We start from the raw sequence: 26,353 nt of genomic DNA on the forward strand, positions 1-26,353 counted from the left end.
AAAGCGAGGACACGATGAGCAAACGAGAGTCAATTGACGAGCTGCTGGCCGCGCGGCCGGAGCCCTCGCCGCCGCCCGGCCTGCCGGCCGTGGTGGTGGGGGAGCTGGTTGCGTTGGTGGACGAGGGACAGACGCCCCTTGTGCTGTTCCCCGGCCAGCCGTGCGGCATGGCCATGCGTGCACGCACGGCAGTGGACCTGCACGGCGTGCACATCGGACAGCAGGTGATGCTGGTCTTCGAGGCGGGCGATGCGGCACAGCCCATCGTGACCGGCGTGCTCCAGCCGGTGCAAGGCTGGCCATTGGCGCAAGCGCCGGGCGAGGTCCAAATCGAGCAGGACGGCCGACGCATGGTCGTCGGCGCCCGCGAGCAACTGGTCTTGCGCTGCGGCAAGGCGAGCATCACGCTCACCAAGGCCGGCAAGATCCTGATCCGGGGCGCGTATGTCGCCAGCGTCTCGAGCGGGGTCAATCGCATCAAGGGCGGGTCGGTCCAGCTGAACTGAGAAAGCGCGACGCAATGGAACTGATCAATGCCACCCGCATGGTGACCGGCTACACGATGGGCGTGGAGCCCAGCGGCAGGGAACTGCTGGTCGTCGTGATCAAGGGCACCTTCGTGCTGCCCCTGCCCGGAGAAGCCGTGCGCCTGCACGACGAGCAGGTGCCGCTGCTCATGGCCGACACCTTCATGGGCGCGCCCGGATTTAGCGCCCCGCTGCACGAAGCCGACTTCGCGCCGCGCAAGCCCCATTGCGATGTGCTGCTCGCTGGCCGCGCCTACGCTCCCGGCGGCCGGCCGGTCACGCGCGCGGGCGTCGGCTTGCACGTCGGGCCGTTGCACAAGAGCTTTGACGTGGTCGGCCATCGCGTCTGGGAGGCCGGTCTCGGCGCGGTTCGCGCCAGCCTGCCCCTGCCGTTCGAGACGATGGGCCTGCACTACGGATGTGCATTCGGCGGCGTCGACGATGCCTCCGACGATCCTGCCGAGCACAGCGCTTACGCGGTCAACCCGGTGGGACGAGGTTATCGCAGGCGGTTGAAGGCATCGTGGATCGACGGCACGCCGTTGCCCCATACAGAGGAGTCGGGCGTGTTGGTGGACACGCCCGATGGGAATTTCCGCCCAATGGCCTTCGGGCCGGTCGCGCGCGGCTGGCCGCAGCGCGCCTGCCATGCCGGCACGTACGACCAGGCGTGGCTGGACACCGGGTTTCCATTTCCGCCGGCGGATTTCGACGATCGCTACTACCAGGCGGCGCCGCTCGATCAGCAGATACCGATTCCCGAAACAGGCCTCCAAGTGCGGCTGGAGAACCTCACGCCCGATGGGTTGCGCCACTTCGTGCTGCCGTTATTCGAGGCGCCCATCCATGTCTTTCCGAAGAACAACGCAAAACGCGAGGATCTGGTCGCCCGGCTGGACACGATCGTCTTCGAGCCCGACCAGGAGCGCTTCACGATGCAATGGCGCGTTGCACGACCGTTACGCGACAACATGTTCGAGGTGTCGCAGGTACTGGTCGGCCGCAAGGGCGAGGACTGGTGGCAGGCGCGCGACGAGATGGCGTTCCCCATCCGGGTCGTCAGTGCGCCGGCGGACGCGGATGCGGACATGGAGGCCTTCGAATGAACGGAGTGGCTGTGGCCAGCGTCGGGCTCGTCACGAGCCTGGGCCGCGATGCCGCGTCGACTTGCGCCGCCCTGCGCGCGAGCGTCACCAACCCCTCGCTCACCCGGTTTCGCGGGCGAGACGGGCAATGGATCAATGCACACCAGGTCGAGCTCGGTGCGCCTTGGGTGGGCGTCTCCAAACTCGTGCAGATGGCACTGCTGGCCACCGACGAGTGCCTCGCAGGCATCCGCGAGACGGCGATGGGCGGCGAGCTTCCCGTCCTGCTTTGCACGGCGGAGCAGCAGCGCCCCGGGCGCCTGGCGGACCTGGACGATGCGTTCTTCGATGGGCTGCGCACCGGACTCGGCATGCGCGTGGACGAGCAGCATTCGGCGATCTTTCCGCTGGGCCGCGTGGCGGCTCTGGCGGCGCTGGAGCGGGCGCGGCGTCTCATCGTCGAGCATGGCTGCGACCGGGTGCTGATCGTTGCGGCCGACGGGTTGCTCTCCTGGCCGGCGCTCAAGCACTACGTGGACCTGGACCGGGTGCTGCGGGAGGACAACTCCAACGGTTTCATGCCGGGCGAAGGAGCGGGCGCGCTATTGATCACCGCAGCGCAGGTCGACGACGCGCTGCGCTGCACGGGCATCGGCGTCGGGATTGAGCCGGCGCCCGTGCTGAGCGGCACGCCGCTGCGTGGCGACGGCCTGACCGCGGCCATCGCCCATGCCATGCGGGAGGCAGGCCTGCTGGCGGACGACATCGACTTCATCGTGGCCGATATCTCCGGCGAGCAGTACTTCTTCAAGGAGGCCGCGTTGGCCCGCGCACGCGCGCTGCGGGGCCACGTGCGAACGCTCGACCTGTGGCACCCGGCCGAGGGTATCGGCGAGGCGGGTGCGCTGGCCGGCGTGGCCACGATCGCCGCGGCCTGGACTGCGATGCGCAAAGGCTATGCGTGCGGGCCGCGCGTGCTGGTTCATGGATCGGACGATGCCTCGTACCGTTTCGCCGCCGTGCTTTGTCGACCGCACGTGCCGGCCGAGGAGGAGACGACTTGAGCAACGAGGTTTACGCCAACAACATGGAGGTGTCGTGCAAGGCGGCGGCGGGAAAGTCGATCTGCGCCTTTCCTGACGTCTGCTTCACGCCGCCGCAGACGCCCGCCACGCCCCCGGGCGTGCCGATACCCTACCCGAACACCGGACTCGCATCGGACTCCACCAACGGCTCCACGAGCGTGAAGATATCGGGCAAGGAAGTGATGCTGAAGAACAAGAGCTACTTCAAGAAAAGCACCGGCGACGAGGCGGGCTGTGCACCCAAGAAGGGCATCATCAACAGCAAGATCACCGGCAAGGTCTACTTCAATGCCTGGTCGATGGACGTGAAGATCGAAGGCGAGAACGTCGTGCGCAACCTCGACCTGACCACCCACAACCACGGCAGCACGGCCAACGAGGCCGTTCCGTGGCCTTACCAGGATGCGATCGCGATGAATGTCAAGGGCCATCCGTGCAAGGGCATGGCCAAGGACATCCAGGACAATTGCGCGGGTGCCAACGACTATGGGCGCGACTGCTGCAAGGCACGCAAATGCATGCTGGCGCCGTACTCGCCCAACACCTGCTGCAACGCGCCGAGCACCTCCAAGCAGATGACGCCGCATCATCCGCTGCCCTCCAAGGAGTTCGTAGCCCACGCAGGCCGCGGTAAGCCGGACCCCACCACCAACTACGTGTCGAACAAGGCGCCCTGCGTCTGTCTGAAGGGCACATCGCACGCCAAGCACACCGAGCACGGCAAGGTAGGCTGCAACTACACGGTCGAGAAGAACAAGTGGTTCAAGGACCCGGCCAACAAGGGCAAGAAATACACCCTGAAGGAAGGCATCAAGACCGCGGCCAAGTCGGCCCAGGGAAAGATCAATTCGGGTGATTCCAAGGGCTGCGACGAAAAATGCATGGCGCGGCAGCTGGCGCTCGGACACAGCCGCATGAAGCTCACGGTAAAGACCAACGACCCGCTGCCGCGATCCAGGCAGCATGCCTGAAAGGACCCTTCCATGAATCCGTTTCCGAAGGTGCTCAAGCGCCTGGACTACATCCAGGAAGGCGCCAACCCGGCGCCCGGCGTGGTGCTGCTGGGCTGCACCGTTGGCGATGACTACGACAACCCCGACAACCGCGTGCTGGTCGTGCGCGACGGCGCCCTGGCGGCGTTCTCCTTTGGTGGCGACGAGCTCGTGTCCATCGATGCCACGGCGGGTGGCACCGGCTATGCGCTGGGCGAGAACGGCACGGTGATCCGTTTCGACTGGCTCGGCGGAACCTCCGATGCGGCCCTGGCCCCATCGCTCCAGCGCTTTTCCAATCCTGCCGTGCAAGACCTCGGCCCCCTGCGGCGATTGCGGCTGTTGGGCGAGGACGTCGTCTGCGCGGGTTCGGTGGGGCAGGTCTACCTTTTTGCGCACGGGCGGTTCGCGGCACTGCCGCAACTGACAGTCGAGGGCGAGGACGTGACCATCGAAGATCTTGCGGGGACCTCCGCGTCAGACTTCATGGTCGTCACCTCGGACGGCTACGGTGCGCGTTTCGACGGCAGGGCCTGGCACAAGCTGGATTTGCCCGGGAACTCGAGCCTGAATACCGTGTGCCGCCTGCCCGATGGCCGCTTTGCAATTGGCGGCGACAACGACACGCTGCTGATCGGCGCCGCCGACCAGTGGCAAGCCGTGGCAACGGACGATATGGAACGGGACTACTGGGGCATTGCCGCGGAAGGCGACGCCCTTTACCTCGCGCATGTAAATGGCATCGACACCTACGACGGCGCGTCGCTTCGGCCGCTGGCCATCGCAAAGCGGCAGAAGAACGAGTTCGTCGTGCTGCGCTCCGGCCCCGACGGCGTTTGGTCCCTGGCCGGGCGCAGCGTGGGACTGATCGCCGGTGGCCGTTGGCAGGTCATGCTCTGAGCGGAGGCTTGCGTTCATGCCTGTTGCCGAGCATCCCGCCGCCATGCAGTCAGGCCGAGCTCCGGTGCAGCTGGTGGTGCAGCAGCATGTCGACGAGGCCGTTCAACTGAGGCGGGTGCGCTCGGTGCTGGTGCGTGCGCCGCATGTGAGGCTGCATCGTCTCGCGCGGCTCGACGAGCGCATTACGGCGCACCTCGATGGCATCGGCGTCGCAGGTGCTTGGGGCGCGGCCTTGTCGCTGCAGACGCTGGAGAGTGCGGGCGCGGCCGAGTTCTTCGTTGTGACGGTGCGTGCCATCGAAGACCGCGACACCGGCCGGCTCTCCAGGCTGCTGGCAGCGGCTGGCGCATTGCCCGACGGGCGGGTCGGCCTCCTGTCAGCTTTCGGCTGGGTCGAAGCGGCAGCGCTGCGCGGACTGGTGCAGCCGCTGCTCGACGCGCACGACCCCTGGTGGCGCGAGGTGGGGCTGGTGGCCTGCGACCATCATGGCGTGGACCCCGGCGGCACGCTCATCGAAGCGCTGGCCGACGCAGACGCAGGCTTGCGGCAACGCGCGCTGCGCACAGCGGGCCGGCGCGGTCGCACGGACCTGCGCGCCGCCTGCATGGCATCCATGGGCGACGCGGACAGCGTCTGTGCGTTCGAGGCCGCGCGCGCGGCCTTGCTGACCGGCGATCGGGGCGCATCGATGGCCGTGCTCGAATCAATCGCGACCGTAGGCGGGCTGCACAGCCACGAGGCACTCGCGCTGGTGCTGAAGGCCGTCGCCCCGGACCGGGGCTTTGCCTTACTCGCAGGGTTCGCGAACGACCGCGCGCATGCTCGGACGCTGGTCCGCGGCGCCGGTCACCTTGGCGATCCGCATGGCATCGCATGGCTCATCGAGCAGATGCACGACCCCGGGCTGGCCCGGCTTGCGGGCGAATCGTTCAGTCTCATCACCGGACTCGATCTGGCTTTTCTCGATCTCGAATGCGACCCGCCCGATGCCTTGGCGTCCGGTCCCGACGACGACCCCAACAACCACGACGTGTCCATGGACGAGGACGACAGTCTTCCCTGGCCCGATCCCGGGAAGATCGGCGTCTGGTGGCAGGCCAATGGCCATCGGTTTCCCGCTGGTCAGCATTTCTTCATGGGCGAGCCGCCCAGCCGGGCGAACTGCATCCGCGTGCTGCGCGAGGGCAGCCAGCGCGAGCGCGCGGCGGCCGCGCTGCACCTGTGCCTGCTGCAGCCCGGCTCACCGTTGTTTCCCACCGCCGCGCCAGCCTGGCGGCAACAGCGCTGGCTCGACGCCCTGGCGGCCTGAAGACGTGCAGACCCGGCACATCCTCGGTGCGCTGGCCGTCGCCTTCCTGGTTGCGGCCGCTGCACGATGGGCGCGGCATGCGCCGCGGCGCCCCGACCCCGCCACCCGCACCTGGCTCCTCATCGCCCTCATCTTCACAGCCGTCGCCGCCTGGCTGCAATGGCATACCTCTTAAGGCGAGATTGCCAACCCGCCCCACGGAATGAATACTCCTTCTGAGTTTTTTCGCCCGTGCATGCGCGGGCTGTGTTCGGGCATAGAAGGGCCTAGAGCCTCGGGGGCCGTTTCATGATCCATATCGCTGTCATCACCCGGCAAGGCGCTCCGGCGGGGCAGCCCATCGCCGCCGATTTCGGGCCCAACGGGGGCACCATCGGACGCGCCGACACCAACACGCTGGTGCTCGTCGACCCGGACCGCACGGTCTCGCGTGTGCATGCGCAGGTGCTGTGCCGCGATGGCCAGTACTTCGTCATCGACCGCGGCAGCAATCCGATGCAATGCAACGGCGTGTCGCTGGGCTCGGGCAAGGAGGCGCCGCTCACCGATGGCGCGCGGCTGGTCGTGGGCAGCTTCGAGCTCAGCGTGCGCGTGAGCGCGGCAGCGCCGCCGGCATTGGCCATTCCCAACACCGTGATGTCGGCACCGCTCGGCGCAGCCCCCCCGGCCAGCACCAGCGACGATCCCTTTGCCGACCTGCTTGCGGGGCTCGGATCGCCCGCCGCGGCAGCCGCGCCTGCCGCGGCCGGCGCATCCCGTGCCAGGGCCCCCGCGCCCGCGAGCGCGGATCCGCTGCTCTTTCCCGACCCGATGGAAAGCGGCTCGCGCAACGCGCAGGCCGCGCAGGTCGATCCCTTCGCCAACCTGCTCGGGCCCACGCCGTCGTCTGCGCCGGCCGCAGGCCTCGGTGCGCTCGACGATTTCTCCGACCTCGGCGCGTCGCCAGCGCACGGCAGGGCGGCCGGCATCGACGAACTCTTCGGCGGCATGGGCGGTGGCGGCGGCATTGGCGGCGATCCGCTCGCGCTGTCGCCGCTGGCCGATCCGCTGCTGCAGCCGAACACGGCTTCTTCCGCCGATCCGCTGGCCGCATTGCAGAGCGCGGCGCCGCCCACGCCGGCACCGCGCTCCGACCACCTGCCGATCGACCAGTTCGGCTTCACGCCGCCGAAGGCGATCACGCCGGTTCCGGCCGCCGCGCCCGCGGAAGCGCTGCCGCAGTTCGACGACATCACGGGCCAGCCGATACGCATCAGCGGCCCCGAGGTCGCCAGCCGGCCGTTCGAGCCGCTGCCGCCGCCACCACCACCGCCGCCGCCGCCCGTCCAGCGGGCGCCCGCCGCGGCCCCGCGCACCGCCTCCGACGACGAGCTGCTCGCCGCTTTCCTGCGCGGCCTCGCCAGCACGCACCAGGCGCCCGAGATGCTCACGCCCGGCCTCATGGAGCGCATCGGATCGATTCTTCGCAGCGCCACCGAGGGCACGCTGCAGCTGCTGCTCACGCGCCAGGAGTTCAAGCGCGAGGTGCGCGCCGAGGTCACCATGATCGCGTCGCAGGCGAACAACCCGCTCAAGTTCTCGCCTACGGTGGAGGTGGCGCTTGCGCACCTGCTCGGGCCCGGCGTGCGCGGCTTCATGCCCCCGGAGGCCGCGATGCGCGATGCCTTCAACGATCTGCGCGCCCATCAGTTCGGCGTGATGGTGGGCATGCGCGCGGCGCTGGCCCATGTCATTGCGCGCTTCGAGCCCGAAGAGCTCGAAAAGAAGATCAGCGCGAAGTCGGCGCTCGACGCACTCTTCAGCGCCAACCGCAAGGCCAAGCTCTGGGACCAGTTCGTCGCGCTCTACGGCGGCATCGCGAGCGAGGCGGAAGACGACTTCCACAACCTCTTCGGCAAGGCCTTCCTCGAGGCCTACGAAGAGCAGATGGCGCGCCTCAAGTCGGACACCTGAAGAGCGCTCCCTCAGGCACAAGTACAACAGCATCAGCAGCAGCAAACGCGAGGCACCCCGCTTGGAAATCGAAATCGTCACGCTGTCCCGACAGGGCGGCCGTAACTACAACGAGGACGTCCATGGCCACTGGCACGACGAGCGCTACGTCGCCTGCCTGGTGGCCGACGGCGCGGGCGGCCATGGCGGCGGCGACGTGGCGGCGGCGACGGCGCGCAGCAGCGTGCTGGGCGGCTTCTCGGCGGCGCCGGGGCTGGACGAATTCACATTGCGTACGCTGGTCGAACAGGCCAACCGCGACGTGGTGGCGCGCCAGGCCGAAGGCGGAACGCTCGCCGGCATGCGCTCGACCATCGTCTTTGCGGCCATCGACCTGGAGAGCCAGGCGCTGGCCTGGGTGCACAGCGGCGACAGCCGCGCCTACCTGTTCCGCGGCGGCGCCATCGTGGCACGCACCACCGATCACAGCCTGGTGCAGCAGATGGTGGCGGGCGGCATGCTCGACGAGGAAGGCGCGCGCCTGCATCCGCAGCGCAACATGCTGCTCTCGGCGCTCGGCTCGGTGGAGGAAGCTCCCGACATCACCGTGTCCGACCGCATGCGCCTGATGCCGGGCGACGTGCTGCTGCTGTGCAGCGACGGCGTGTGGGAGCCGCTGGGCGACGAACGCCTGGTCGACACGCTGCACGCTTCGCGCACGCCCAGCCAGTGGACCGAGCAGCTCGACGCGCAGATCAAGGCGCATGCCAAGCCGGGGTACGACAACTACACGGCGCTCACGCTGTGGGTGATTCCCGATGACGTCGACGACGCCACGCGCCTGATGCCGGCGGCCGAGGAAGAGACGAGGCCGGCTTCGATCGAAGAACCTTCGGCGGCGCCCGGCAAACCGCTGGACTGACGAACCAGCGCCCCTAGCCGCTCAATCCGGCGGCGGCGTCCACGATGTCCTGCAGCTGCGCGATGACCGGCTTGCCGGGGCAGGGCTTCGACTTGGTGAACATTGCGTGGTAGGAGAGGCCGCTGTCGTCCGGCGTGTCCGCCAGCTTCAGCGGAACCCCGTATTCCCCATTGAGCCAGGCCAGCAGGTAGCCGCACATGCGGATCTGCATGTTGGTGAGGGTTTCGCCGTGCACGGCGACGTTCTCCACGCTGTACCAGAGGTTGTCCACCTTCCAGCCATCGACGGCCCACGAGCGCTGCGACAGCGGAATGTACTGCGCGATCGTGCCGCCCTTGTCCACCGCGAAGTGGGCCGAGGCCGCCCGGTTTTCCCAGGTCGTCTTGAGCGAGCTGAGCAGGCTGTTGCCGTCCGTGATGTGGACGATCAGTCCCCTGATGCCGGTCTTCTTCATCAGGCCGGCAGCCCCCGGGCCGCCGTAGTGCTTGCTCAGCGGGTAGTACTCATCCGCATAGGGGTGGTAGTCATCGTTGTTCCACTTGCTGCTCATGCTTGAACTCCTGTTCGTTCGCAGGCCTCAAGGCTTCTTCGGCCGGTAGGCCTTGAGCGTGCCGCTCACCGTCACGTCCACCGTGACCACCACGACGGCCGATGCCATCTTGTCGTTGTCCTGGCGCTTCATCTGCTTGGTCGTGGTGGTCTGGGTGGACGAGCCCTTCCAGCGGATCGTGCTCGAGCGCACGGCTTCCTTGTTGCCCTTGTGGTTCTGCTCCAGCACCGTGACGGCGCCGGTGCCGGGATTCTTGGAAAGGATCGAGGTGTGGTGCGGGTGGCCGACCGTCACGTAGGGGCTGTCGGTCCAGCCCGAGCCATCGGCAAAGGTGACGTCGGTCGTGGTGGTCGTCGTCATCTCGTAGTTGCGGTACTGCAGGACGTCGCCTGGAAGCGCATCCTTGAGCGCGACTTCGCTGCCCCAGATGTAGTCGTCGTCGTCGCCAGTCGGGCCGAAGTCCGACGAGGTGCCGGCGCCGGCCTGGAGCAGGGCCTGGTTGGCCAGGTCCCAGCATTCGCCCGCGCCGATCTGCTTTCCGGCCTGTGCGCTGGCCCACTGAAGGGCCTTGGCGTTGAGTGTTGCCATCGCGTGTCTCCGGCTCGAAGGTTGAAACGGCCTCCGACCGCGAGCGGCAGCCGGAGAGGCGCGTCAGACCTTCTTGTTGGCCGCGATGTCCCAGCCGGTTTCCTTGGTGCCGTCGCCGGAACCGTCGGACTTCTGCGGCGTGTACTCGTACTTGAACTTCGAGAAGTTCAGCGTGATGGTTTCGGTCAGGCGGTCTTCGCCGCCGCTGCCGCCGGTGTGGACGTTGCTGACGATGATGTCCTCCATCGTGAGCTTGATGTATTCGAGCGGCGTGGCGCCGGCCTTGCGGACCACCAGCGTGCCCTTCTTGATGTGCTGGCCGTTGCAGCAGTCGAGCAGCAGCAGGTGCGAGGCGGAGTCGACATACTTGGTGACCGAGAGGTCCTGCACGTTCACCTTGCCCGCGCCCGAGCCGCCGCCCACGTGGCCGGTGCCGGACTGGGCGGCACCCCAGCTCCAGGCGAGAACGTCGATTTCCTTCTTGTGCGAATCGTCCTTGGATTCGCCGTCGACGCCTTCGAGCTTCAAAAACATGTCTGCAGCCATGATGCTTACCTTTCAGTTGTGTGTGAGTCAGAAAAAACAGGGCTTCCGTGCGGTGCCTGGTCGGCGGTGGTGCCCGGGAGCTATGGAGAGAACGAGCAGCGGGCCCTGATTTCAAAGGCCCGCCGAAGGCATATGCCGCCCGCTACTTGGCGCCCTTGCCCGAGGGCAGCTTCGACACCAGGCGCAGGGACACCGTGAGGCCTTCGAGCTGGTAGTGCGGGCGCAGGAAGAACTTCGAGGTGTAGTAGCCGGGGTTGCCCTCGACCTCTTCCACCACCACCTCGGCCGCGGCCAGGGGCTTCCTGGCCTTGGTTTCCTCGGACGAATTGACCGGGTCGCCGTCCACGTAGTTCATGATCCATTTGTTGAGCCAGCGCTGCATGTCGTCGCGCTCCTTGAAGCTGCCGACCTTGTCGCGCACGATGCACTTCAGGTAGTGCGCGAAGCGGTTGCAGGCAAAGAGGTAAGGCAGGCGCGCCGCCAGGTTGGCATTGGCCGTGGCGTCGGGGTCGTCGTACTCGGCCGGCTTGTGCAGCGACTGCGCGCCGATGAAAGCCGCGAAGTCGGAGTTCTTGCGGTGGATGAGCGAGAGCAGGCCGGCCTTCGACAGTTCGGCCTCGCGCCGGTCGCTGATGGCGATTTCGGTCGGGCACTTCTGGTCCACGCCGCCGTCGTCGCTCGGGAAGGTGTGCAGCGGCAGGTTCTCCACCGCGCCGCCCGACTCGATGCCGCGGATGCGCGAACCCCAGCCGTACAGCTTGTAGGAGCGGTTGATGTTGGTGGCCATCGCATACGCTGCGTTGGCCCAGGCGTACTTGCTGTGATCAGCGCCGGCGGTGTCTTCCTCGAAGTCGAATTCCTCCACCGGATTGGTGTTGGCACCGTAGGGCGTGCGCGCCAGGAAGCGCGGCATGCACAGGCCAAGGTACTTGGCATCATCGGAGTCGCGCAGCGACCGCCAGCCGGCGTACTCGGGCGTGAGAAAGATCTTGGTCAGGTCGCGCGGGTTGGCGAGCTCCTGCCAAGACTCCATCTGCATCAGGTTGGGGCTCGCGCCGGTGATGAAGGGCGCATGCGCCGAGGCCGCGATCTTGGACATCTCGCCGAGCAGCTCGATGTCGGGCGGGCTCTGGTCGAAGTGGTAGTCGCCCACCAGCGCGCCGAAGGGCTCGCCGCCGAACTGGCCGTATTCCTGTTCGTAGATCTTCTTGAACATCGGGCTCTGGTCCCAGGCCGCGCCCTTGAACTTCTTGAGGCTCTTGGCGAGGTCGGTCTTCGAGACGTCCATCACCCGGATCTTCAGGTGCTCATCGGTCTCGGTGTTGTTCACCATGTAGTGCAGGCCGCGCCACGCACTCTCGAGCTTCTGGTAGTCGGGGTGGTGAATGATCTTGTTGACCTGGTCGGTCAGCTTGGCGTCGATTGCGGCGATCATCGCCTGGATCGACTTGGTCACGTCCTTGCCGATGACGGTGCTGTTGCTCAGCGCCTGCTGCGCGAGCGTGAGCACCGCGGCTTCGACGGCGCTCTTGGCTTCGTCGCTGCGCGGCTTGAATTCCTTTTGCAGGAGCGATGAAAAATCGCTGCCCGCATAGGCGACATCCTTGAGTGCGCTCTGCTCGAGTGCTTCGGCCATGGTGGTTTCTCCTCGTGGTCCGGTGGGTCAGGCGATGGGAATCAGGCGGCCGGCTTGGCCGCTTCGTCGTCGGGCTTGGCGGTGGCCGCCAGCGACTGCAGCAGTGCCGGGTCTTCGAGCACCTTGGCCAGCAGTTCCTCGGCGCCGTTCTTGCCGTCCATGTAGGTCACGAGGTTCGACAGCTGGGTGCGCGCCTCGAGCAGCTTGTCGAGCGCGCCGACCTTCCTGGCCACGGCGGCGGGCGAGAAATCTTCCATGTTCTCGAAGGTGAGCTCGACCTTGAGTTCGCCTTCGCCGGTCAGCGAGTTCTCCACCGCAAAGGCGGCGCGCGGCTTCATGGCCTTCATGCGCGAGTCGAAGTTGTCGACGTCGAACTCGAGGAACTTGCGGTCGGCCACAGGCGCGAGCGGATCGGACGGCTTGCCCGACAGATCGGCCAGCACGCCCATCACGAAGGGCAGCTGGATCTTCTTCTCGGCGCCGTAGAGTTCCACGTCGTATTCGATCTGCACGCGTGGCGCCCGGTTGCGGGCGATGAATTTCTGACTGCTCTTGGCCATGGCGATGCTCCTTGCGGGATGAATGGGATGGGTCGGTGAACTGAAAGAGGGAATGGGCCTACTCGGACGCGCGCTTGCCGGTCACGGTCTCGATCGTGTCCAGCGCGCCAGGCGCGAGGTTGGCCATGATTTCGAGAAAGCTCACGCCGATGAGCTTCTTGGCGCGCTCGATCAGGAGCGGCGCGGGGTTGCCGGGCTCGGACTGTTCGAGAAAGCGGATCACGCGGTCCAGCGTCTGCAGCGCGTCCTGCCGGCTCTGGATCTCGCCGCGCGCGGCAGCGGGCCGCGGCGTGCCGCCGGCCTGCAGCGCATCGCCTTCCGTCCCCTCGGCGGCGCCGGTTTCTTCCGGCGCACCGATGGCGGCGCTGCAGGCCTTCTGCAGCATGCGGCCGATGGCGCGCAGCGGGGAGAGGTCGATCACGTCGGAGCGGCCGGTGCGCTCCACCAGGAGGGCCTGCAGCTTCTCGATCAGGCCGGGCACGCCGATGGCGGCCTGGATCAGCTCGGGCCGCTCGGCATGAAGCGCTTCGAGGCCGCCCTGGATCTGTGCCGGCGAATAGGTGGCTTCGCCGCCCACTGCGTTCAATGCGTTGTTGGCCACCGCGATGTCGCGTACGCGAATGGCGCCCACGCCGGGCGCCACGCCCACCTGCGCGTCGTACAGGTCGCGCAGCACCATGGCTTCGTCGCCGAGCGGCGCGAGCGCATTCAGGCGCATGGTGGGATCGTTGTCGTCCTCTGCATCGAGCTTTGGATGTATGCCGTCCCAGAATGTGTCGAGCAGGCGGGTGAGCAGTTCGAGCCCGGCAACGAAACCGGCAAGGCCCTGCAGCCGCGTCGCTGCGCGCAGCAGCAGCACCGCGGCGCGCACGTCCTTGCTGCGGCGCAGGATGGCGTCGGATTGCTCGGCCACCTCGCGCCACTCCGGCTCCACCGCCGGGATGACGGTGTCGCCGAACTGTTGCTCGGGCTTGCCCTGCGCTGACGTGGTGAGCGCGGTAAAGGCCGCGTCGTACTCCAGGTCGTCGCCGCACGGCGATGCCTCGCCGATGGGCGTGAGCAGGGCTTCGACAAGTTCGTTGGTCAGCATGTTGCCTGTTCGAGTTGGCTGGTGATAATCAAAGATGCAACCGAACCGGTCAATGCAACGAAGGGAATAGCATGCGCACGCTGGGTACATACCATTCGTCCTATGGACGCTCTCCTGCTGCGGCTTCGCGGCGCATGGCGCTGGCCTGTGGCCTCGCGCTGGCCGGCGTGCTGATGGCAGGCTGCGCAAGCAAACCCGTGGTCACGCCGGTGTCGATCACGTTGGTTGCAGGTGCCGATGCCAACCCCGATGCGCGCGGCCGCGCGTCGCCGCTCACGGTGCGCGTCTATGCGCTGAAGTCGCCCGGCCCCTTCGAAGGGGCCGACTTCTTCTCGCTGTTCGAAAAAGACCAAGCCACGCTCGGCGCCGAGCTGGTGCAGCGCGAAGAGATGCTGCTGCGCCCGGGCGAGAGCAAGAAGCTCGATCTCACGCTGCCGGCCGATGCCAAGGCCATCGGCGTGATGGCGGCGTTCCGCGATCTCGACCGTGCGCGCTGGCGCGAAGTGCGCGCGGTGGAACCGGGCAAGCCGCAGACGCTGACCGTGACCTTCGGCGCTCGCCAGATCCGCATCGAAAACAAGTAGCCCGCCCCTTCAGGAACGCGCAGCGCTGGCGTTCGGCGGGCGGCCGGGCCGCGCGAGCGGCTGGTCGGCCGGAAGGAAGCGCTCGAACAAATCGTTCACGAACGCGCCGCCGGCCGCGCCAGATGCGGCGGCCGTCAAATAGAGCCCGCGCCATCGCGGGCCGCGCGAACCGCGGCCGTGGCTTTCGAACAAGGCCTCGGCCACCTCGCGCAGCGCGGGCTGGAGCGCACGCAGCGCCTCGATGAAGTCATGGATCGCGAGCCGGCCCGATGCGCCCGGCTGTTCGCACAACAGCGCCATTCGCAGCGCATGCAGCTGCCGCGCCATCGGGTCGAACAAGGCGTCGAGCCGTTCGGCCGCCGCCTCGCCATGGGCGGCCGGTCCGACCAGGCGATGGCCGATGGCCTGGGCCAGTACCTCGGGCGGCAGCGCGCCGCGCAGCGTGGCATAGCCGGCCAGCTGCTCGAGGCCCGTCACGACCAGATAGACCGGCAGCTGCAGGCGCAAGGTGTCGGCGGCCTCGTCGAGCAGCCGGCGCATTCTTGTGGCCAGCGGCTTCATGCCTGCGCCGCCCGGCTGCAGCAGCTCGCTCGCTGCCACGCAGACCACCAGACCATTGATCGGGATGCGGTCGCGCCGCTCGGCCAGCGCGAGAAGCGCCTGGAGCCATAGCGTGCGCGCGTGCGGCGCCGCGGCCACGTCGCTGACGGCGCTCGGGTGAAGCTCGATGGCCGTCATCGAACCGGTGAGCCACCAGCGCCAGTACGGTCCGCCGAAAGGCTCGCTGCCCGAAGCGGCCAGGCGTTCGGCATGGGCCGCCGCCAGCAGCCCCGGCACGTTGGCCGCCGCGTCGCCGAGAAAGAGAAACCAGGGCACCGGCGCGGCGCGCTGCCGCGGTGGCTGGCGCAAGAGCTGGCGTGCGTGCGACATGGCCTCCCTCATAGCTTCGATGGTGGCTTCGATAGCGGCTTCGTCGGCCTCGGCCGCCGGCGCGCCGAGCGCGGCAATGCGCCGCCGCAGCGCGCGGCGGCGCGCACCGCAGCCCGCGTCGCGGACCGTGGCGTACAGCAGTGCAAAGCCGGCCAGGCACAGCACGAGCAGGAGCCAGAAGAAGTGGGCGGGCGACAGCGCGGCGGCCATGGCGGGCGTGGTGTTGCGGGTCTCAGCGCGCGGTGGTCTCGAGGAACTCGAAATCGGCCAGCAGCCGCTCCGCGCCCCTGTTGGTCGCGAGCGCCTCGCGCAGCCGCAGCAGATAGGCCGACGCGAGTTCGTACGGCGGCCGGTCGGCGGTCCCGTCGAACGGCGCGGGCGACGAGAGCACCGTGACCAGCACCGTGCCGAAGGGCGGAGCCACCAGCCAGCTCGAGGGGATGTCGCGGCCCAGCTCCAGCTTTTCGCCGGCGCGCAGCCGCGCAGGCGCCTGGCCGGTGTTCAGGTGCATGACGGAACCATCGGCGGTGTAGTAGTCCACCCACAGGTAGCTGTCGTGCCTGGGCGCGGCCACCTGCACGCGCACGTCGTCTCCTTCGCGCAGCCGGCCGTCGCTGGCCGTCACGGCCATCACGCCCAGTCCGTAGGCCTTCTCGCGGTTGCGCAACTGGTACGGCTTCAGGATGGCGAACACCTCGCAGTGCGGCCACACGCGCAGCCTGACATCGAACGTGGGCGAGCCGACGTTGGGCAGGCCGGCCACTTCGTGCCCCACCCTCTCGACATCGGCCGGCAGCGAGACGAAGCCGCTCACATGCAGCCTGCCCTCCTTGCTGGCAGAAGCCGAGAGATCGGCGCATGCATAGCTTTGAAGGTGCTGCTCGATGCGCTGGGCCGGTTCCGGCTCCCCCGCGTGCGGCCCGGCGAACCACTGCCACGACAGGAAATAGAGCAGCGGCAGCAGCAGCGCGAGCATGCCGATGGCGCGCAGCAAGGCGCGGTCGCGGCGGCGCACGTCGTGCGGGCCCGGCGGATCCGCCACGCCATACGGTTGCGGCGTGATGCGGTTCTGCACCAGGCTGCCGAGCGCCATGGGTCTGAGCCGCAGCTGGCGGCCGTGCAGCTCCTTCAGCTTGCCGAGCTCGCCCCGGTCGTCGCTCTCGAAGTAATACTGGCCCTTGAAGCCGTGCACCAGCGCATGCCAGTAGACCTCGCGCAGCTCGTCGTCCTCTGCAGTCAATGCCGACAGGTGGTGGAAGAACTCGCTGTGGGCGTTGTTCGAGTTGAACAGCTCGACCTGGAGCGGCACCGCACCCACGCCCGCGCCGGGATGGCGCGCCAGGATCTCGTCGATCCAGGCCACCATCGCAAAAGCCGCCGATTCGATCTGTGCGGCAGGCTTGCCCGATGCGCTGGCGCGCGCCGCGTCGAGCAGCCGGCGGGCCTGTTGCCGTGCAGCACCGTGCGAGGCCGGCGCGGCGCGGCCGGTGGCAATCGATGCATCGAGGGCGAGGCCGAAGGAGACGAATGCGGAAAAACAGTCGAGCAGCCGGACCATGGATGACCGTGTCCGTTCACCGCGCCTGCATTGCGGAGAATGCCTTGCACCGGCGCCTGCTGCGATGGCATATCCCCATGTCCCCGGTTCCTTCGAGTAAGGATTCCATCTTCCGAACGCCCGGTGGCGGGCGCCATATCGCTTGGGGACTATGCCGTTCGTCGGGCAAACGGCCTTGCTGCGCGGAGCAATCGCCGGTATCTTCGGCATCCGCTGAGTTCAATGCACGCTGGGACACTGGGACACGCCATGAAAATTCTGATCGCCGACGACCACCGGCTCGTCATCGAAGCGGTCAAGGCCAAGTTGTCGGAGCTCGAGCCCGGCATCGAGTTCGTCCTGGCGATGAGCGTCGACGAATTGCTTGCCGGCGCCACCGACGAGCTCGACCTGGCCCTGATCGACCTCAACATGCCCGGCGCCGCCGGCCAGGCGCACATCGACGAAATCCGCCGCCGCCATCCGGCCGTGCCGGTCATCGTGCTCTCGGGCTACGAAGACCCGGCCATCATGCGCAGCGCGCTCGAACGCGGCGTGCTCGGCTTCATTCCCAAGGCCTACTCGCCCGAGGTCATGCTGTCGGCCGTGCGGCTGGTGCTGGCCGGCGGCGTGTACGTGCCGCCCATGATGCTCACGGCGCTGCCGCCCGGCATCGTGGCCGGCGTGGCGCCTGCGCAGAACGGCGATGCGCGCTCTGCAGGCGCTTCCTCGCAGACGCTCGAGCACCTGCGCAGCGTGCTCACCGAGCGCCAGGTCGAGGTGCTGCAGCTGCTGTCGCAGGGCAAGCCCAACAAGCTCATCGGCCGCAGCCTCGGCATCAGCGAAGGCACGGTCAAGATCCACCTGGCGGCGATCTTCCGCGCGCTCAACGTGCGCAACCGCACCGAGGCGGTGGTGGCCGCGCAGGCGCTGACCGAAGCGCAGCAGGCCTGAGCCGCAACGAAGGCCGGCGCGGTTGCGAGCGCGGCGTTCTCCTCTCGTTCAGGAGCAGCTGAGCTTCATCGCCTCGATGCGGCCGCCGAAGCCGAGCTTTCGCATCAGCCCGCCTTCACGGCTGTTGGCCGCGAAGTTGACCGTCCGGTCCCTGAACATCGCGTGTTCATACACCTGGAGCGTGGCGCGCGGGCCCACGCTCACGCTGTCGATGTCGCGCTTGAGCTGCCGTGCGGTGCCCCGGTCCATGCTCTGCACCTCGGCCGGACCCACCAGCGTCAGCATGTCGCCCTGGAAGTTGCGCCCGGTATAGAACTGGGCCCAGCAGCCGGAGGCCAGCGCGGGGTCCTCGATGCGCACCGGCACCAGCAGGATCGTGGGGTCGGGCTGGTTGTCCGTGGAGGCTGTCGGACTGGCCGAGCGCGTGGGACCCGGCATGTTGGAGCAGGCACCAAGCGCCATTGCGCCGGCAATCATGAGATAGCGGAAATTCTTCATTGGATCGGGATGGTTGTGCAGTTGGGAAAGCGAGCCGCCCAGGCTAGCGGCCACGGTTCCCCGCCGCGTAGGAAGAACGCCCAAGCTCCCGTCCCCGCGCCGCGACGGCAGCGTTTGCCGCGCGCAACGCCGGTGCGAAATCTCCGCGAATGGCTGCTGCCCGGATGCGCCCCTTTCCTACGCCAGCCGCTGCTTCGAATGTCCAGTCTGGCCATTCATTCCCACCCCACTTTTTCATTGAAGGAAGCCATGGCCACGAGCAGCATCCTGGGAGGCGACCGTCCGCCAGAGGAACCGAAGGGAAAGGACGTCGACCGCCTGGGCCCCAGCGACACGAGCGACAGCGGAAGCGACGTGCGCACGTCGCGCGAACGCACCGCCATTCCCGATGATGCCGCGGAGGGCGCCATCCCCATCGCGCACGAAAGCAGCACCGACGCCGAAGGCACCGGCGAGCGCGCGTCGGCGGACGCTCCGCCATCGGCGCCCGATGCGGACATCCTGCCTGACCGCACCGAGGACGCGGGCGCGCCCGACGAGCTTGCCGGCACGGAAGATGAAGAAAACGACGAAGCGGAGGACGCCGGCGACAAGCCCGATTGAGGCGAGTCCGGTGCAACGCCATGCATGGCCAACTTGACTGCGCGCTCCACGGCCTCCAGCAGCTTGCCTATGCGCGAATCGCGCGCGAATTCCACCGTGCGTGGCAGGCGAGGGCGGACGTTCCCGCGTCGTGCGAGGCCGCGATCGGCGAGGCGCATCGCCGGGTGCTGCACTGCGAGCAGGTGCTCGCGCAACTGCGCCTCCTGATCGACGATCCATGCCAGATCGCGGAAATCAAGATTGCGCGCGCGCTGTACCTGCGCCTGCTGCTGGAAAGCGCGCCTGTGCGCCTGCAGTCATGGAGCGACAGCGAAAGCTTTGACGACATGCCGAAGTCCCACCTGTTCGAATGGATTGCCTACGACTTCGAACGGCTCGAACTGGCCGAGCTGGAAGGCTCCATGACGCCGGAGGAAGCCGCTTCGTATGCGCAGGCGCTCGACGCGCGTGCCAGCAGCAGCCTGCGCGAGGAATGAGCGCAGCACGCGCAGCCGTCGTCAGCCCCGGCCCAGGACGATCGCGCCATCCTGGATGTAGCGGTCGAACTCGAGCTTGGGAATGGCCGCGGTCAGCGACTGGCCGCTGTCGGTCCAGGTGAGCACGACGCTGTCGTCGGCCATCATGATCTGGCAGTTGCCCTTCGGGATCTTCAACTGCGGGCCATCGCCGGCGCGGAATGAGACATCGCCGGCGATGCGGGCGTCGATCTGCGTGGTGGAAGTCATGGGACTGTAGATCCTTCGAAAAGCTGCAAGCCTCATTTCTCGCGCGCTCTTGGCTCGCGCGTGTAGGCAAGAACAGCATTCCCGCGCCGGCCGCAGGCCTGCGGGGATTCGCAGGCCGGACGCGCTCCGAAGAACGCTTACAGCGGACGTCAGGCGAAACCGACACCGGTCCTCGTTCACTCGAACACCATTTCTCCTGGGACCAGCGCAATGCGGCTGCCTTCCGGTACCGCATTTGCTGGCAATTTTCAATCCGCCTCCCTATCGATGAGGCATACCAAGGAGTCAGACATGGCCAACCACATGAACACCGCCGACACCGCCACCACCGAGGACGTGGTCAAGGTGCTGAACGATCTGCTGGAGAACTCGCGCGACGGCGAATACGGCTTCCGCGCCTGTGCCGAGGAGGTCGACTCGCCGCAACTCAAGCAGGTCTTCCAGAGCCGCTCGGCCGAATGCGCCAAGGCAGCGGGAGAGCTGGCCCAGCTCATCCAGCGTTTCGGCGGCTCGCCCGACAAGGGCGGCACGGCGACCGGTGCCATGCACCGCGGCTGGGTGCACGTGAAGGGTTCGGTGGGCGCCAACAGCGCGCTCTCCATGCTCGAAGAGTGCGAGCGCGGTGAAGACGCCGCGGTGGCGCGCTACCGCAAGGCGCTGAAGGAGGATCTGCCAGCCGACGTGCGCGCGGTGATCCAGCAGCAGGCCGAAGGCGCCAAGCGCAACCACGACCAGATCAAGCGGCTGCGCGACGAGATGCGCACCAAGTAAAGGGGCTCTGCGCGAGGCGGGGCCACCGGGGGCAAAATGGACACCGTCCTGCAACTCCGGCGGCCTTGTCCTTGACCCCTGTTCACTTCGACCCCACCCGCTTCGATGCCGCCATCGTCGATCTCGACGGCACCATGGTCGACACCCTCGGCGATTTCGCGGTGTCGCTCAACCACATGCTCGGCGACCTTTCGCTGCCGCCAGTGGCGCCGGCCGCCATCGAGAAGATGGTGGGAAAGGGCTCCGAGCACCTGATTCTTTCGGCGCTCGCGCACGTGATGTCATCCGGCGGCGCGGTGCCTCAGGGTGCCGAGGCAGAGCTGCTGCATGCGCGCGCACAGGCGCTTTTCGACCGGGCCTGGGAACGCTACCAGCACCACTATCTCGCCATCAACGGACAGCATTCGGCGGTGTATCCGGGCGTGGTCGAGGGTTTGAAGGCGCTGCGCTCGCGCGGCCTGCGCCTGGCTTGCCTCACCAACAAGCCGAGCTCGTTCGCCAAGCCGCTGCTGGCTGCGAAGGGGCTCGACGGCTTCTTCGACTTCGCCTTCGGCGGCGATGCCTTCGCGCGCAAGAAGCCCGACCCGCTGCCGCTCCTGAAGGCCTGCGAGGCGCTGGGCACCGTTCCCGCCCGCACACTGATGATCGGCGACTCGAGCAACGACGCCAAGGCCGCGCGCGCCGCCGGCTGCCCGGTGGTGCTCGTGACCTACGGCTACAACCATGGCGAGCCGATACGCGGCGTCGATGCCGACGGCTTCCTGGACTCGCTCGCCGAAATCGACCGGGCCGTTTCCTGACGGCGCTGCGGCTACTTGCCGAGCAGCGCGTCCTTGAGCTTCCAGTCGGCCGGCGCCGGCCCGAGCCAGATGCGCAGCAGCGCGTTGAAGAACGCGGGCTCCTTCACCGGATCGGGCTGCGGCACGCCGCGCACGGTCACCAGCGTCCCGGTACCCGGCAGCCAGTCGATGGTGAAGGTGTCGCCGGCCTTGAGCTGCTTCTGGTCGGAGAACATCCGGCCCATGCGCAGCAGCCCCGGAATGAGGTTGACCATCTCGCTCCTGGGCGAGTTTTCTTCCACGCCCTTGGTGAAGAACCTGCCCAGCTCGTCGGCATCGATGTCGCGCAGCATGGTGATGGCCACGCGCTTGGGTCCGGGCGCGGCCAGCGCCTCTTCGGGCGTGGAGACTTTCTTTCCAACGTACAGCCCCGCCGCGTACACCTTGAAGATGGCCTTGTAGCGCACCCCCGCGCCGTTGAGCTGCAAGGTGCTGCCGCGCAGGTCGAGGGTGTCGTTCAGCTTGACGCCGGCCACGTCGACCTGCGCGGCCGAGGCGCCCAGCGCGAACCAGGCGCAGGCCAGCACGGCCAGGCGGGAGAACAGGGGCGGGAGCGAAAGAGCAGGCACGCGGGCTTCCTTGATTTGCGAACGATCGTTCGAATGTATCTTTTCGTTTTACTGGCGGCCCTCGGGGGAACCCTGAAGGCGCCGGCTGCACCCGGCGGCGTTTTCGTGGGCTAAACTCCACGCTCCATGTTCGTTCATCACATCATTCAAACAGGTGAAGGCAGCCGGGGAGCCTGGCCCTGGCGTCGCCATACTTCGCTGACTGTTTGATTGCACGGCGCACGCCGTGCGCCCGCGGTACCGGATCGCTTTTCTCGACTCCGGGCCACACCAGTGAATGACCTTGCCACCGGCCAAGCAGCGCCGGCCGGCAACTGGAGAACGAATCCGTGATCACCGAACTTGAATTCAAGAGCCTCAGCGCCCAGGGCTACAACCGCATTCCGCTGATGGCCGAGGCCTTTGCCGACCTCGAAACGCCTCTTTCCCTCTATTTGAAGCTCGCTCATTCGCAAGGCGGCGGCAAGCACAGCTTTTTGCTCGAATCGGTGGTGGGCGGCGAGCGCTTCGGGCGCTACAGCTTCATCGGCCTGCCGGCGCGTACGCTGTTGCGCGCCAGCGGCTTCGGATCGGAGGCGGTGACCGAGGTGGTGACCGACGGCCAGGTCGTCGAGACCGCCTCGGGCAATCCGCTCGATTTCATCGCCGAGTACCAGAAGCGCTTCAAAGTGGCGTTGCGGCCCGGCCTGCCGCGTTTCTGCGGCGGCCTCGCGGGGTACTTCGGCTACGACACCGTGCGCCACATCGAACGCAAGCTCGAAAAGAGCTGCCCGCCCGACGCGCTGGGCTGCCCCGACATCCTGCTGCTGCAGTGCGAAGAGCTGGCCGTCATCGACAACCTCTCGGGCAAGCTCTACCTCATCGTCTATGCCGATCCGAAGCAGCCCGAGGCCTACGCGGTGGGCAAGCGCCGCCTGCGCGAACTCAAGGAAAAGCTCAAGTATTCGGTGAGCGCGCCCGTCGTGAAGCCCACGCAGCCGCATCCGCCCGAGCGCAGCTTTGCCAAGGCCGACTACCTGGCGGCCGTGGAGCGCGCCAAGGAGATGATCGCCGCCGGCGACTTCATGCAGGTGCAGGTGGGCCAGCGCATCAGCAAGCGCTATACCGAGTCGCCGCTGTCGCTGTACCGCGCGCTGCGCTCGCTCAATCCCTCGCCCTACATGTACTACTACCACCTGGGCGATTTCCACGTGGTGGGCGCTTCGCCCGAGATCCTGGTGCGCCAGGAGAACACGGGCGACGGCGAACAGAAGATCACCATCCGCCCGCTGGCCGGCACGCGCCCGCGCGGCGCTTCGCTCGAGCTCGACAAGGCGGCCGAGGAAGAGCTCATCAACGACCCCAAGGAGCGCGCCGAGCACGTCATGCTGATCGACCTCGCGCGCAACGACATCGGCCGCATCGCCAAGACCGGCACCGTGAAGATGACCGAGGCCTTCGCGGTCGAGCGCTACAGCCACGTGATGCACATCGTGAGCAACGTCGAAGGCACGCTGAAGGACGGCATGACCGCCATCGACGTGCTCAAGGCCACGTTCCCGGCCGGCACGCTGACCGGCGCGCCCAAGGTGCATGCGATGGAACTCATCGACCAACTCGAGCCCACCAAGCGCGGCCTCTACGGCGGCGCCTGCGGTTACATCAGCTATGCCGGCGACATGGACGTGGCCATCGCCATCCGCACCGGCATCGTGAAGGACCAGATGCTGCACGTGCAGGCCGCGGCCGGCGTGGTCGCCGATTCGGTGCCTGAGCTGGAGTGGAAAGAAACGGAAGCCAAGGCGCGCGCATTGCTGCGTGCCGCCGAACTGGTCGAGGAAGGCCTGGAATGAGCGCAGCGCCGGGCCGCCCCAAGCAAGCTCGCACCGCAGTGCGCAGCACGGAGGTACTACGATGAATTCCGCACCCGATATCCAGAACGACTTCTCGCACGAGATCATCGGCGCCGCCGTCGAAGTGCAGCGCGTGCTCGGCACCGGCCTGAGCGAGGACGCCTATGCCGCGGCACTGGCCATCGAACTCGCCGAGCGCGAGATCGGCTTCACGCGCGACGTGGCGCTGTCGGCCAGCTACAAGGGCCGCTCGCTCGGCGAGGTGTACCGCGCGGGCTTCGTGGTCGAGCAGTCGGTCATCGTCGAGCTCAAGGCGGTCGACGCGCTGGCCGACCTGCACCGCGCGCAGGTGCTCGCCGCTCTGCGCCTCTCGGGCCTCAAGCTGGGCCTTCTGATCAACTTCAACGTGTTCCCCGTCGTCAAGGGCGTGCATAGGATTGTGAGCAAGCCATGAAACTGCTGATGATCGACAACTACGATTCCTTCACCTACAACATCGTCCAGTACCTGGGCGAGTTGGGTGCGGATGTTCAGGTGCACCGCAACGACGAGATCACGGTGGCGCAGATCGGCGAGCTGATCGCTTCGGGCGTCACGCGGCTCGTGGTGTCGCCGGGGCCCTGCTCGCCGGCGGAAGCGGGCGTTTCGGTGGCGGCCATCAAGGCGTTCGCTGGCAAGCTGCCGATCCTCGGCGTGTGCCTGGGCCACCAGGCCATCGGCGCGGCCTTCGGCGGCAAGATCATTCGCGCGCAGCAGCTCATGCACGGCAAGACCAGCGAGATCACGACCACGCAGGAAGGCGTGTTCGCGGGGCTGCCCGAGAAGTTCATCGTCAACCGCTACCACTCGCTCTCCATCGAGCGCGAAAGCTGCCCGAAGGCGCTGGAGATCACCGCGTGGACCGACGACGGCGAGATCATGGGCGTGCGGCACACCGGCTTTGCGCATGAGGTGCGCATCGAGGGCGTGCAGTTCCACCCCGAATCCATCCTGACGGAGCACGGCCACGCCATGCTCAAGAACTTTCTCGATTGACCCCGCTATGACAGACCGCTCCCCCCTCGTCGACCTGCGCAGCGACACCGTCACGCAACCCACCCCGGCGATGCGCGAGGCCATGATGGCGGCGCCGCTCGGCGACGACGTCTTCGGCACCGATCCGAGCGTCAACGCGCTGCAGGAGAAGATCGCCGCGCTGCTGGGTTTCGAGGCGGCGCTGCTGGTGCCGACCGGCACGCAGAGCAACCTGTGCGCGATCCTCTCGCACTGCGGCCGCGGCGACGAGTACATCGTCGGCCAGCAGGCGCACAGCTACCGCTGGGAAGGCGGCGGCGCCGCGGTGTTCGGCAGCGTGCAGCCGCAACCGCTCGACCATGCCCCCGACGGCACGCTGCCGCTCGCGCAGATCGAAGCCGCCATCAAGCCCGACGACGCGCACTTCGCGCGCACGCGGCTTTTGGCGCTGGAGAACACGCTGGGCGGCAAGCTGCTGCCGTTCGAATACGTGCAGGCGGCAACGGACTTGGCGAAAAGCAAGGGGCTGCAGCGGCACCTCGATGGCGCGCGGCTTTTCAATGCCGCCACGGCGCAGGCGGCGCAGAACAGGCATGGCGACGTGCGCCCCGAGGCGTGCCGCATCGCCCAGTGCTTCGACAGCGTGTCGGTCTGCTTCAGCAAGGGCCTGGGCGCGCCGATCGGATCGGCGCTGGTCGGTTCGCGCGAATTCATCGCGCGGGCGCACCGCATCCGCAAGATGGCGGGCGGCGGCATGCGGCAGGCGGGCCTGCTCGCAGCGGCCGCTTCGCATGCGCTCGACCATCACATCGACCGGCTCGCCGACGACCATGCACTCGCCCAGCGCCTGGCGCAGGGGCTCGAAGGCATCGAGGGCCTGAAGGTCGAGGCGCCGCACACGAACATCGTGTTCGTGGACCTCACGGGCGCCGCGCAGGCGCGTTCTCCGGAACTGCTCGCGAGCCTCAACGGGCAGGGCATTCTCGCCACCGGGCTCTATCGCCTTCGCTTCGTGACGCACCTCGATGTCGATGCGGCCGGCGTGGACCGCGCCGTTGCGGCCATCCGCGGTTTCTTCAACGCCTGAACCTCAAGGAGCTGTGCGATGCCCGATCTTCCGCATCTGCTCGCTTTCATCGCCGCCGGCTGGCTGCTGAACCTGACGCCGGGGCCCGACGTGCTCTACATCGTCGCCAACTCGCTGCGCTCCGGCGTGCGCGCGGGCATCGTCGGCGGCTTCGGCATTCTCACTGGCTGCTTCGTCCACATCTTCGCGGCGGCGGTCGGCGTCGGCACGCTGCTGGCCACCTCGGCGGCCGCCTTCACGGTGCTCAAGTACGTCGGTGCGGCCTACCTGCTGTACCTTGGCGTGCGCATGGTGTTCTCGCGCGCCAAGGCGCCGGCCGATCTGCAGCAGGCGGCCGCCGCGCCGGACGAACGCGGGCTCAAGGGCATCTTTCTGGGCGGCTTCTGGACCAATGTGCTGAACCCCAAGGTCGCCTTGTTCTTCCTGGCCTTCGTGCCGCAGTTCATCGCGCCGGACGCCGACAACAAGGGCCTGTATTTCGTGCTGCTGGGCGTGCTGTTCAACCTGAATTCCATTCCCGTCATCGTGGGATGGGCCGCGTTCGCCGGCTGGATGGCGCGCAGGAGCGCCGTGCAGAAGGGCATGCACTGGCTCGACCGCGCGGCCGGCGTGTTGTTCATCGGCTTCGGCCTCAAGCTTGCATTCACGGACGCGCCGGCCGGCCGCGTCGGCCCCTGAAAACACCGAG

30 protein-coding genes are annotated in these 26,353 nt (G+C 67.5%); 19 read left to right on the forward strand and 11 right to left on the reverse strand.

The window, feature by feature from the left end:
* Positions 1–14: 14 nt before the first annotated feature.
* The 8 genes from QFZ47_RS15405 to QFZ47_RS15440 all read left to right on the forward strand — a co-directional run bounded on the left by QFZ47_RS15405 (position 15) and on the right by QFZ47_RS15440 (position 8,752).
* The gene (locus QFZ47_RS15405) at positions 15–506 is read left to right on the forward strand and encodes a DUF6484 domain-containing protein (RefSeq protein ID WP_307656455.1); all 492 of its coding nucleotides are present in this window, start codon (positions 15–17) and stop codon (positions 504–506) included.
* Positions 507–520: 14 nt separating this feature from the next.
* Positions 521–1,633: a DUF2169 family type VI secretion system accessory protein gene (locus QFZ47_RS15410; protein ID WP_307656456.1), complete on the forward strand. Its 1,113-nt coding sequence runs from the start codon at positions 521–523 to the stop codon at positions 1,631–1,633.
* Entirely contained in the window at positions 1,630–2,676 is a 1,047-nt protein-coding gene (locus tag QFZ47_RS15415; RefSeq protein WP_307656457.1) for a hypothetical protein, read from the forward strand. Before QFZ47_RS15410 ends, QFZ47_RS15415 begins: the two co-directional genes overlap by 4 nt.
* Positions 2,673–3,668, forward strand: a complete 996-nt coding sequence (locus QFZ47_RS15420; protein WP_307656458.1) for a PAAR-like domain-containing protein — start codon at positions 2,673–2,675, stop codon at positions 3,666–3,668. The genes QFZ47_RS15415 and QFZ47_RS15420 overlap by 4 nt, the downstream gene beginning before the upstream one ends.
* A gap of 12 nt (positions 3,669–3,680) precedes the next feature.
* Positions 3,681–4,589, forward strand: a complete 909-nt coding sequence (locus QFZ47_RS15425) for a hypothetical protein (protein ID WP_307656459.1) — start codon at positions 3,681–3,683, stop codon at positions 4,587–4,589.
* Between the two features lie 16 nt (positions 4,590–4,605).
* On the forward strand, positions 4,606–5,898 hold the full coding sequence (locus tag QFZ47_RS15430) for a TIGR02270 family protein (protein ID WP_307656460.1): 1,293 nt from the start codon (positions 4,606–4,608) through the stop codon (positions 5,896–5,898).
* Positions 5,899–6,186: 288 nt separating this feature from the next.
* A complete protein-coding gene (gene tagH, locus QFZ47_RS15435; protein WP_307656461.1) occupies positions 6,187–7,851 on the forward strand; it encodes a type VI secretion system-associated FHA domain protein TagH in 1,665 nt (554 codons plus the stop codon).
* Positions 7,852–7,912: 61 nt separating this feature from the next.
* Positions 7,913–8,752, forward strand: a complete 840-nt coding sequence (locus QFZ47_RS15440) for a PP2C family protein-serine/threonine phosphatase (protein WP_307656462.1) — start codon at positions 7,913–7,915, stop codon at positions 8,750–8,752.
* Between the two features lie 13 nt (positions 8,753–8,765).
* Here the strand turns inward: QFZ47_RS15440 and QFZ47_RS15445 are convergent, their stop codons facing one another.
* The 6 genes from QFZ47_RS15445 to tssA form a co-directional block, all read right to left on the reverse strand.
* Positions 8,766–9,302: a peptidoglycan recognition protein family protein gene (locus QFZ47_RS15445; RefSeq protein ID WP_307656463.1), complete on the reverse strand. Its 537-nt coding sequence runs from the start codon at positions 9,300–9,302 to the stop codon at positions 8,766–8,768.
* Between the two features lie 27 nt (positions 9,303–9,329).
* A complete protein-coding gene (locus QFZ47_RS15450) occupies positions 9,330–9,890 on the reverse strand; it encodes a hypothetical protein (RefSeq protein WP_307656464.1) in 561 nt (186 codons plus the stop codon).
* Positions 9,891–9,953: 63 nt separating this feature from the next.
* The gene (locus tag QFZ47_RS15455) at positions 9,954–10,436 is read right to left on the reverse strand and encodes an Hcp family type VI secretion system effector (protein WP_307656465.1); all 483 of its coding nucleotides are present in this window, start codon (positions 10,434–10,436) and stop codon (positions 9,954–9,956) included.
* Between the two features lie 142 nt (positions 10,437–10,578).
* Entirely contained in the window at positions 10,579–12,072 is a 1,494-nt protein-coding gene (gene tssC / locus QFZ47_RS15460; RefSeq protein WP_307656466.1) for a type VI secretion system contractile sheath large subunit, read from the reverse strand.
* A 41-nt stretch (positions 12,073–12,113) separates the two neighbouring features.
* Positions 12,114–12,632: a type VI secretion system contractile sheath small subunit gene (gene tssB, locus QFZ47_RS15465; protein ID WP_307656467.1), complete on the reverse strand. Its 519-nt coding sequence runs from the start codon at positions 12,630–12,632 to the stop codon at positions 12,114–12,116.
* A 58-nt stretch (positions 12,633–12,690) separates the two neighbouring features.
* Complete coding sequence (gene tssA / locus QFZ47_RS15470; RefSeq protein WP_307656468.1) at positions 12,691–13,722, reverse strand: type VI secretion system protein TssA; 1,032 nt, start codon at positions 13,720–13,722, stop codon at positions 12,691–12,693.
* A 134-nt stretch (positions 13,723–13,856) separates the two neighbouring features.
* On the opposite strand from tssA, the gene tssJ reads away from it, so the two are divergent.
* Positions 13,857–14,306 (forward strand): type VI secretion system lipoprotein TssJ, encoded by a 450-nt coding sequence (tssJ, locus tag QFZ47_RS15475; protein WP_307656469.1) that lies wholly within the window; start codon positions 13,857–13,859, stop codon positions 14,304–14,306.
* Between the two features lie 9 nt (positions 14,307–14,315).
* Here tssJ and QFZ47_RS15480 read toward each other — a convergent pair whose 3' ends face one another.
* Both QFZ47_RS15480 and QFZ47_RS15485 read right to left on the reverse strand, forming a co-directional pair.
* Positions 14,316–15,446, reverse strand: a complete 1,131-nt coding sequence (locus QFZ47_RS15480; protein ID WP_307656470.1) for a type VI secretion system protein — start codon at positions 15,444–15,446, stop codon at positions 14,316–14,318.
* A 22-nt stretch (positions 15,447–15,468) separates the two neighbouring features.
* On the reverse strand, positions 15,469–16,794 hold the full coding sequence (locus QFZ47_RS15485) for a DotU family type IV/VI secretion system protein (RefSeq protein WP_307656471.1): 1,326 nt from the start codon (positions 16,792–16,794) through the stop codon (positions 15,469–15,471).
* Positions 16,795–17,043: 249 nt separating this feature from the next.
* On the opposite strand from QFZ47_RS15485, the gene QFZ47_RS15490 reads away from it, so the two are divergent.
* Complete coding sequence (locus tag QFZ47_RS15490; protein WP_307656472.1) at positions 17,044–17,727, forward strand: LuxR C-terminal-related transcriptional regulator; 684 nt, start codon at positions 17,044–17,046, stop codon at positions 17,725–17,727.
* 48 nt (positions 17,728–17,775) lie between these two features.
* Here QFZ47_RS15490 and QFZ47_RS15495 read toward each other — a convergent pair whose 3' ends face one another.
* Positions 17,776–18,225 (reverse strand): beta/gamma crystallin domain-containing protein, encoded by a 450-nt coding sequence (locus tag QFZ47_RS15495; RefSeq protein ID WP_307656473.1) that lies wholly within the window; start codon positions 18,223–18,225, stop codon positions 17,776–17,778.
* Positions 18,226–18,474: 249 nt separating this feature from the next.
* Between QFZ47_RS15495 and QFZ47_RS15500 the strand changes: the two genes are divergently transcribed.
* A complete protein-coding gene (locus tag QFZ47_RS15500; RefSeq protein WP_307656474.1) occupies positions 18,475–18,828 on the forward strand; it encodes a hypothetical protein in 354 nt (117 codons plus the stop codon).
* 20 nt (positions 18,829–18,848) lie between these two features.
* Entirely contained in the window at positions 18,849–19,304 is a 456-nt protein-coding gene (locus QFZ47_RS15505) for a hypothetical protein (RefSeq protein WP_307656475.1), read from the forward strand.
* 21 nt (positions 19,305–19,325) lie between these two features.
* Here the strand turns inward: QFZ47_RS15505 and QFZ47_RS15510 are convergent, their stop codons facing one another.
* Complete coding sequence (locus QFZ47_RS15510) at positions 19,326–19,553, reverse strand: hypothetical protein (RefSeq protein WP_307656476.1); 228 nt, start codon at positions 19,551–19,553, stop codon at positions 19,326–19,328.
* A gap of 291 nt (positions 19,554–19,844) precedes the next feature.
* Here QFZ47_RS15510 and QFZ47_RS15515 point away from each other — a divergent pair, with 291 nt between their 5' ends.
* Both QFZ47_RS15515 and QFZ47_RS15520 read left to right on the forward strand, forming a co-directional pair.
* On the forward strand, positions 19,845–20,324 hold the full coding sequence (locus tag QFZ47_RS15515; protein ID WP_307656477.1) for a ferritin-like domain-containing protein: 480 nt from the start codon (positions 19,845–19,847) through the stop codon (positions 20,322–20,324).
* 134 nt (positions 20,325–20,458) lie between these two features.
* A complete protein-coding gene (locus QFZ47_RS15520) occupies positions 20,459–21,124 on the forward strand; it encodes an HAD family hydrolase (RefSeq protein ID WP_370880638.1) in 666 nt (221 codons plus the stop codon).
* 11 nt (positions 21,125–21,135) lie between these two features.
* Here the strand turns inward: QFZ47_RS15520 and QFZ47_RS15525 are convergent, their stop codons facing one another.
* Complete coding sequence (locus tag QFZ47_RS15525; RefSeq protein ID WP_307656479.1) at positions 21,136–21,732, reverse strand: chalcone isomerase family protein; 597 nt, start codon at positions 21,730–21,732, stop codon at positions 21,136–21,138.
* 329 nt (positions 21,733–22,061) lie between these two features.
* Here QFZ47_RS15525 and trpE point away from each other — a divergent pair, with 329 nt between their 5' ends.
* The 5 genes from trpE (at position 22,062) to QFZ47_RS15550 (ending at position 26,343) form a co-directional block, all read left to right on the forward strand.
* Positions 22,062–23,564: an anthranilate synthase component I gene (trpE, locus tag QFZ47_RS15530; protein ID WP_307656480.1), complete on the forward strand. Its 1,503-nt coding sequence runs from the start codon at positions 22,062–22,064 to the stop codon at positions 23,562–23,564.
* 61 nt (positions 23,565–23,625) lie between these two features.
* Positions 23,626–24,018 carry a GxxExxY protein gene (locus tag QFZ47_RS15535; RefSeq protein WP_307656481.1) on the forward strand — a complete coding sequence of 131 codons (393 nt, stop codon included), beginning with the start codon at positions 23,626–23,628 and terminating at the stop codon, positions 24,016–24,018.
* On the forward strand, positions 24,015–24,599 hold the full coding sequence (locus QFZ47_RS15540; RefSeq protein ID WP_307656482.1) for an aminodeoxychorismate/anthranilate synthase component II: 585 nt from the start codon (positions 24,015–24,017) through the stop codon (positions 24,597–24,599). Before QFZ47_RS15535 ends, QFZ47_RS15540 begins: the two co-directional genes overlap by 4 nt.
* Before the next feature lie 7 nt (positions 24,600–24,606).
* Positions 24,607–25,665: a low-specificity L-threonine aldolase gene (gene ltaE, locus QFZ47_RS15545; protein ID WP_307656483.1), complete on the forward strand. Its 1,059-nt coding sequence runs from the start codon at positions 24,607–24,609 to the stop codon at positions 25,663–25,665.
* An 18-nt stretch (positions 25,666–25,683) separates the two neighbouring features.
* Positions 25,684–26,343 carry a LysE family translocator gene (locus QFZ47_RS15550; RefSeq protein ID WP_307656484.1) on the forward strand — a complete coding sequence of 220 codons (660 nt, stop codon included), beginning with the start codon at positions 25,684–25,686 and terminating at the stop codon, positions 26,341–26,343.
* The last annotated feature ends 10 nt before the right edge of the window (positions 26,344–26,353 follow it).

It is taken from the genome of Variovorax paradoxus (assembly GCF_030815975.1).
In the GTDB taxonomy this organism is placed as follows: Bacteria; Pseudomonadota; Gammaproteobacteria; order Burkholderiales; family Burkholderiaceae_C; genus Variovorax; species Variovorax paradoxus_N.

Excerpts from the sequence above, each read along its gene's own strand:
- QFZ47_RS15405 (WP_307656455.1), top strand. The coding sequence starts at position 15 with ATGAGCAAACGAGAGTCAATTGACGAGCTGCTGGCCGCGCGGCCGGAG.
- QFZ47_RS15410 (WP_307656456.1), top strand. The coding sequence starts at position 521 with ATGGAACTGATCAATGCCACCCGCATGGTGACCGGCTACACGATGGGC.
- QFZ47_RS15415 (WP_307656457.1), top strand. The coding sequence starts at position 1,630 with ATGAACGGAGTGGCTGTGGCCAGCGTCGGGCTCGTCACGAGCCTGGGC.
- QFZ47_RS15425 (WP_307656459.1), top strand. The coding sequence starts at position 3,681 with ATGAATCCGTTTCCGAAGGTGCTCAAGCGCCTGGACTACATCCAGGAA.
- QFZ47_RS15430 (WP_307656460.1), top strand. The coding sequence starts at position 4,606 with ATGCCTGTTGCCGAGCATCCCGCCGCCATGCAGTCAGGCCGAGCTCCG.
- tagH (WP_307656461.1), top strand. The coding sequence starts at position 6,187 with ATGATCCATATCGCTGTCATCACCCGGCAAGGCGCTCCGGCGGGGCAG.
- QFZ47_RS15445 (WP_307656463.1), bottom strand. The coding sequence starts at position 9,302 with ATGAGCAGCAAGTGGAACAACGATGACTACCACCCCTATGCGGATGAG.
- QFZ47_RS15450 (WP_307656464.1), bottom strand. The coding sequence starts at position 9,890 with ATGGCAACACTCAACGCCAAGGCCCTTCAGTGGGCCAGCGCACAGGCC.
- QFZ47_RS15455 (WP_307656465.1), bottom strand. The coding sequence starts at position 10,436 with ATGGCTGCAGACATGTTTTTGAAGCTCGAAGGCGTCGACGGCGAATCC.
- tssC (WP_307656466.1), bottom strand. The coding sequence starts at position 12,072 with ATGGCCGAAGCACTCGAGCAGAGCGCACTCAAGGATGTCGCCTATGCG.
- tssB (WP_307656467.1), bottom strand. The coding sequence starts at position 12,632 with ATGGCCAAGAGCAGTCAGAAATTCATCGCCCGCAACCGGGCGCCACGC.
- tssA (WP_307656468.1), bottom strand. The coding sequence starts at position 13,722 with ATGCTGACCAACGAACTTGTCGAAGCCCTGCTCACGCCCATCGGCGAG.
- tssJ (WP_307656469.1), top strand. The coding sequence starts at position 13,857 with ATGGCGCTGGCCTGTGGCCTCGCGCTGGCCGGCGTGCTGATGGCAGGC.
- QFZ47_RS15480 (WP_307656470.1), bottom strand. The coding sequence starts at position 15,446 with ATGGCCGCCGCGCTGTCGCCCGCCCACTTCTTCTGGCTCCTGCTCGTG.
- QFZ47_RS15485 (WP_307656471.1), bottom strand. The coding sequence starts at position 16,794 with ATGGTCCGGCTGCTCGACTGTTTTTCCGCATTCGTCTCCTTCGGCCTC.
- QFZ47_RS15490 (WP_307656472.1), top strand. The coding sequence starts at position 17,044 with ATGAAAATTCTGATCGCCGACGACCACCGGCTCGTCATCGAAGCGGTC.
- QFZ47_RS15495 (WP_307656473.1), bottom strand. The coding sequence starts at position 18,225 with ATGAAGAATTTCCGCTATCTCATGATTGCCGGCGCAATGGCGCTTGGT.
- QFZ47_RS15500 (WP_307656474.1), top strand. The coding sequence starts at position 18,475 with ATGGCCACGAGCAGCATCCTGGGAGGCGACCGTCCGCCAGAGGAACCG.
- QFZ47_RS15505 (WP_307656475.1), top strand. The coding sequence starts at position 18,849 with ATGCATGGCCAACTTGACTGCGCGCTCCACGGCCTCCAGCAGCTTGCC.
- QFZ47_RS15510 (WP_307656476.1), bottom strand. The coding sequence starts at position 19,553 with ATGACTTCCACCACGCAGATCGACGCCCGCATCGCCGGCGATGTCTCA.
- QFZ47_RS15515 (WP_307656477.1), top strand. The coding sequence starts at position 19,845 with ATGGCCAACCACATGAACACCGCCGACACCGCCACCACCGAGGACGTG.
- QFZ47_RS15520 (WP_370880638.1), top strand. The coding sequence starts at position 20,459 with ATGGTCGACACCCTCGGCGATTTCGCGGTGTCGCTCAACCACATGCTC.
- QFZ47_RS15535 (WP_307656481.1), top strand. The coding sequence starts at position 23,626 with ATGAATTCCGCACCCGATATCCAGAACGACTTCTCGCACGAGATCATC.
- QFZ47_RS15540 (WP_307656482.1), top strand. The coding sequence starts at position 24,015 with ATGAAACTGCTGATGATCGACAACTACGATTCCTTCACCTACAACATC.
- ltaE (WP_307656483.1), top strand. The coding sequence starts at position 24,607 with ATGACAGACCGCTCCCCCCTCGTCGACCTGCGCAGCGACACCGTCACG.
- QFZ47_RS15550 (WP_307656484.1), top strand. The coding sequence starts at position 25,684 with ATGCCCGATCTTCCGCATCTGCTCGCTTTCATCGCCGCCGGCTGGCTG.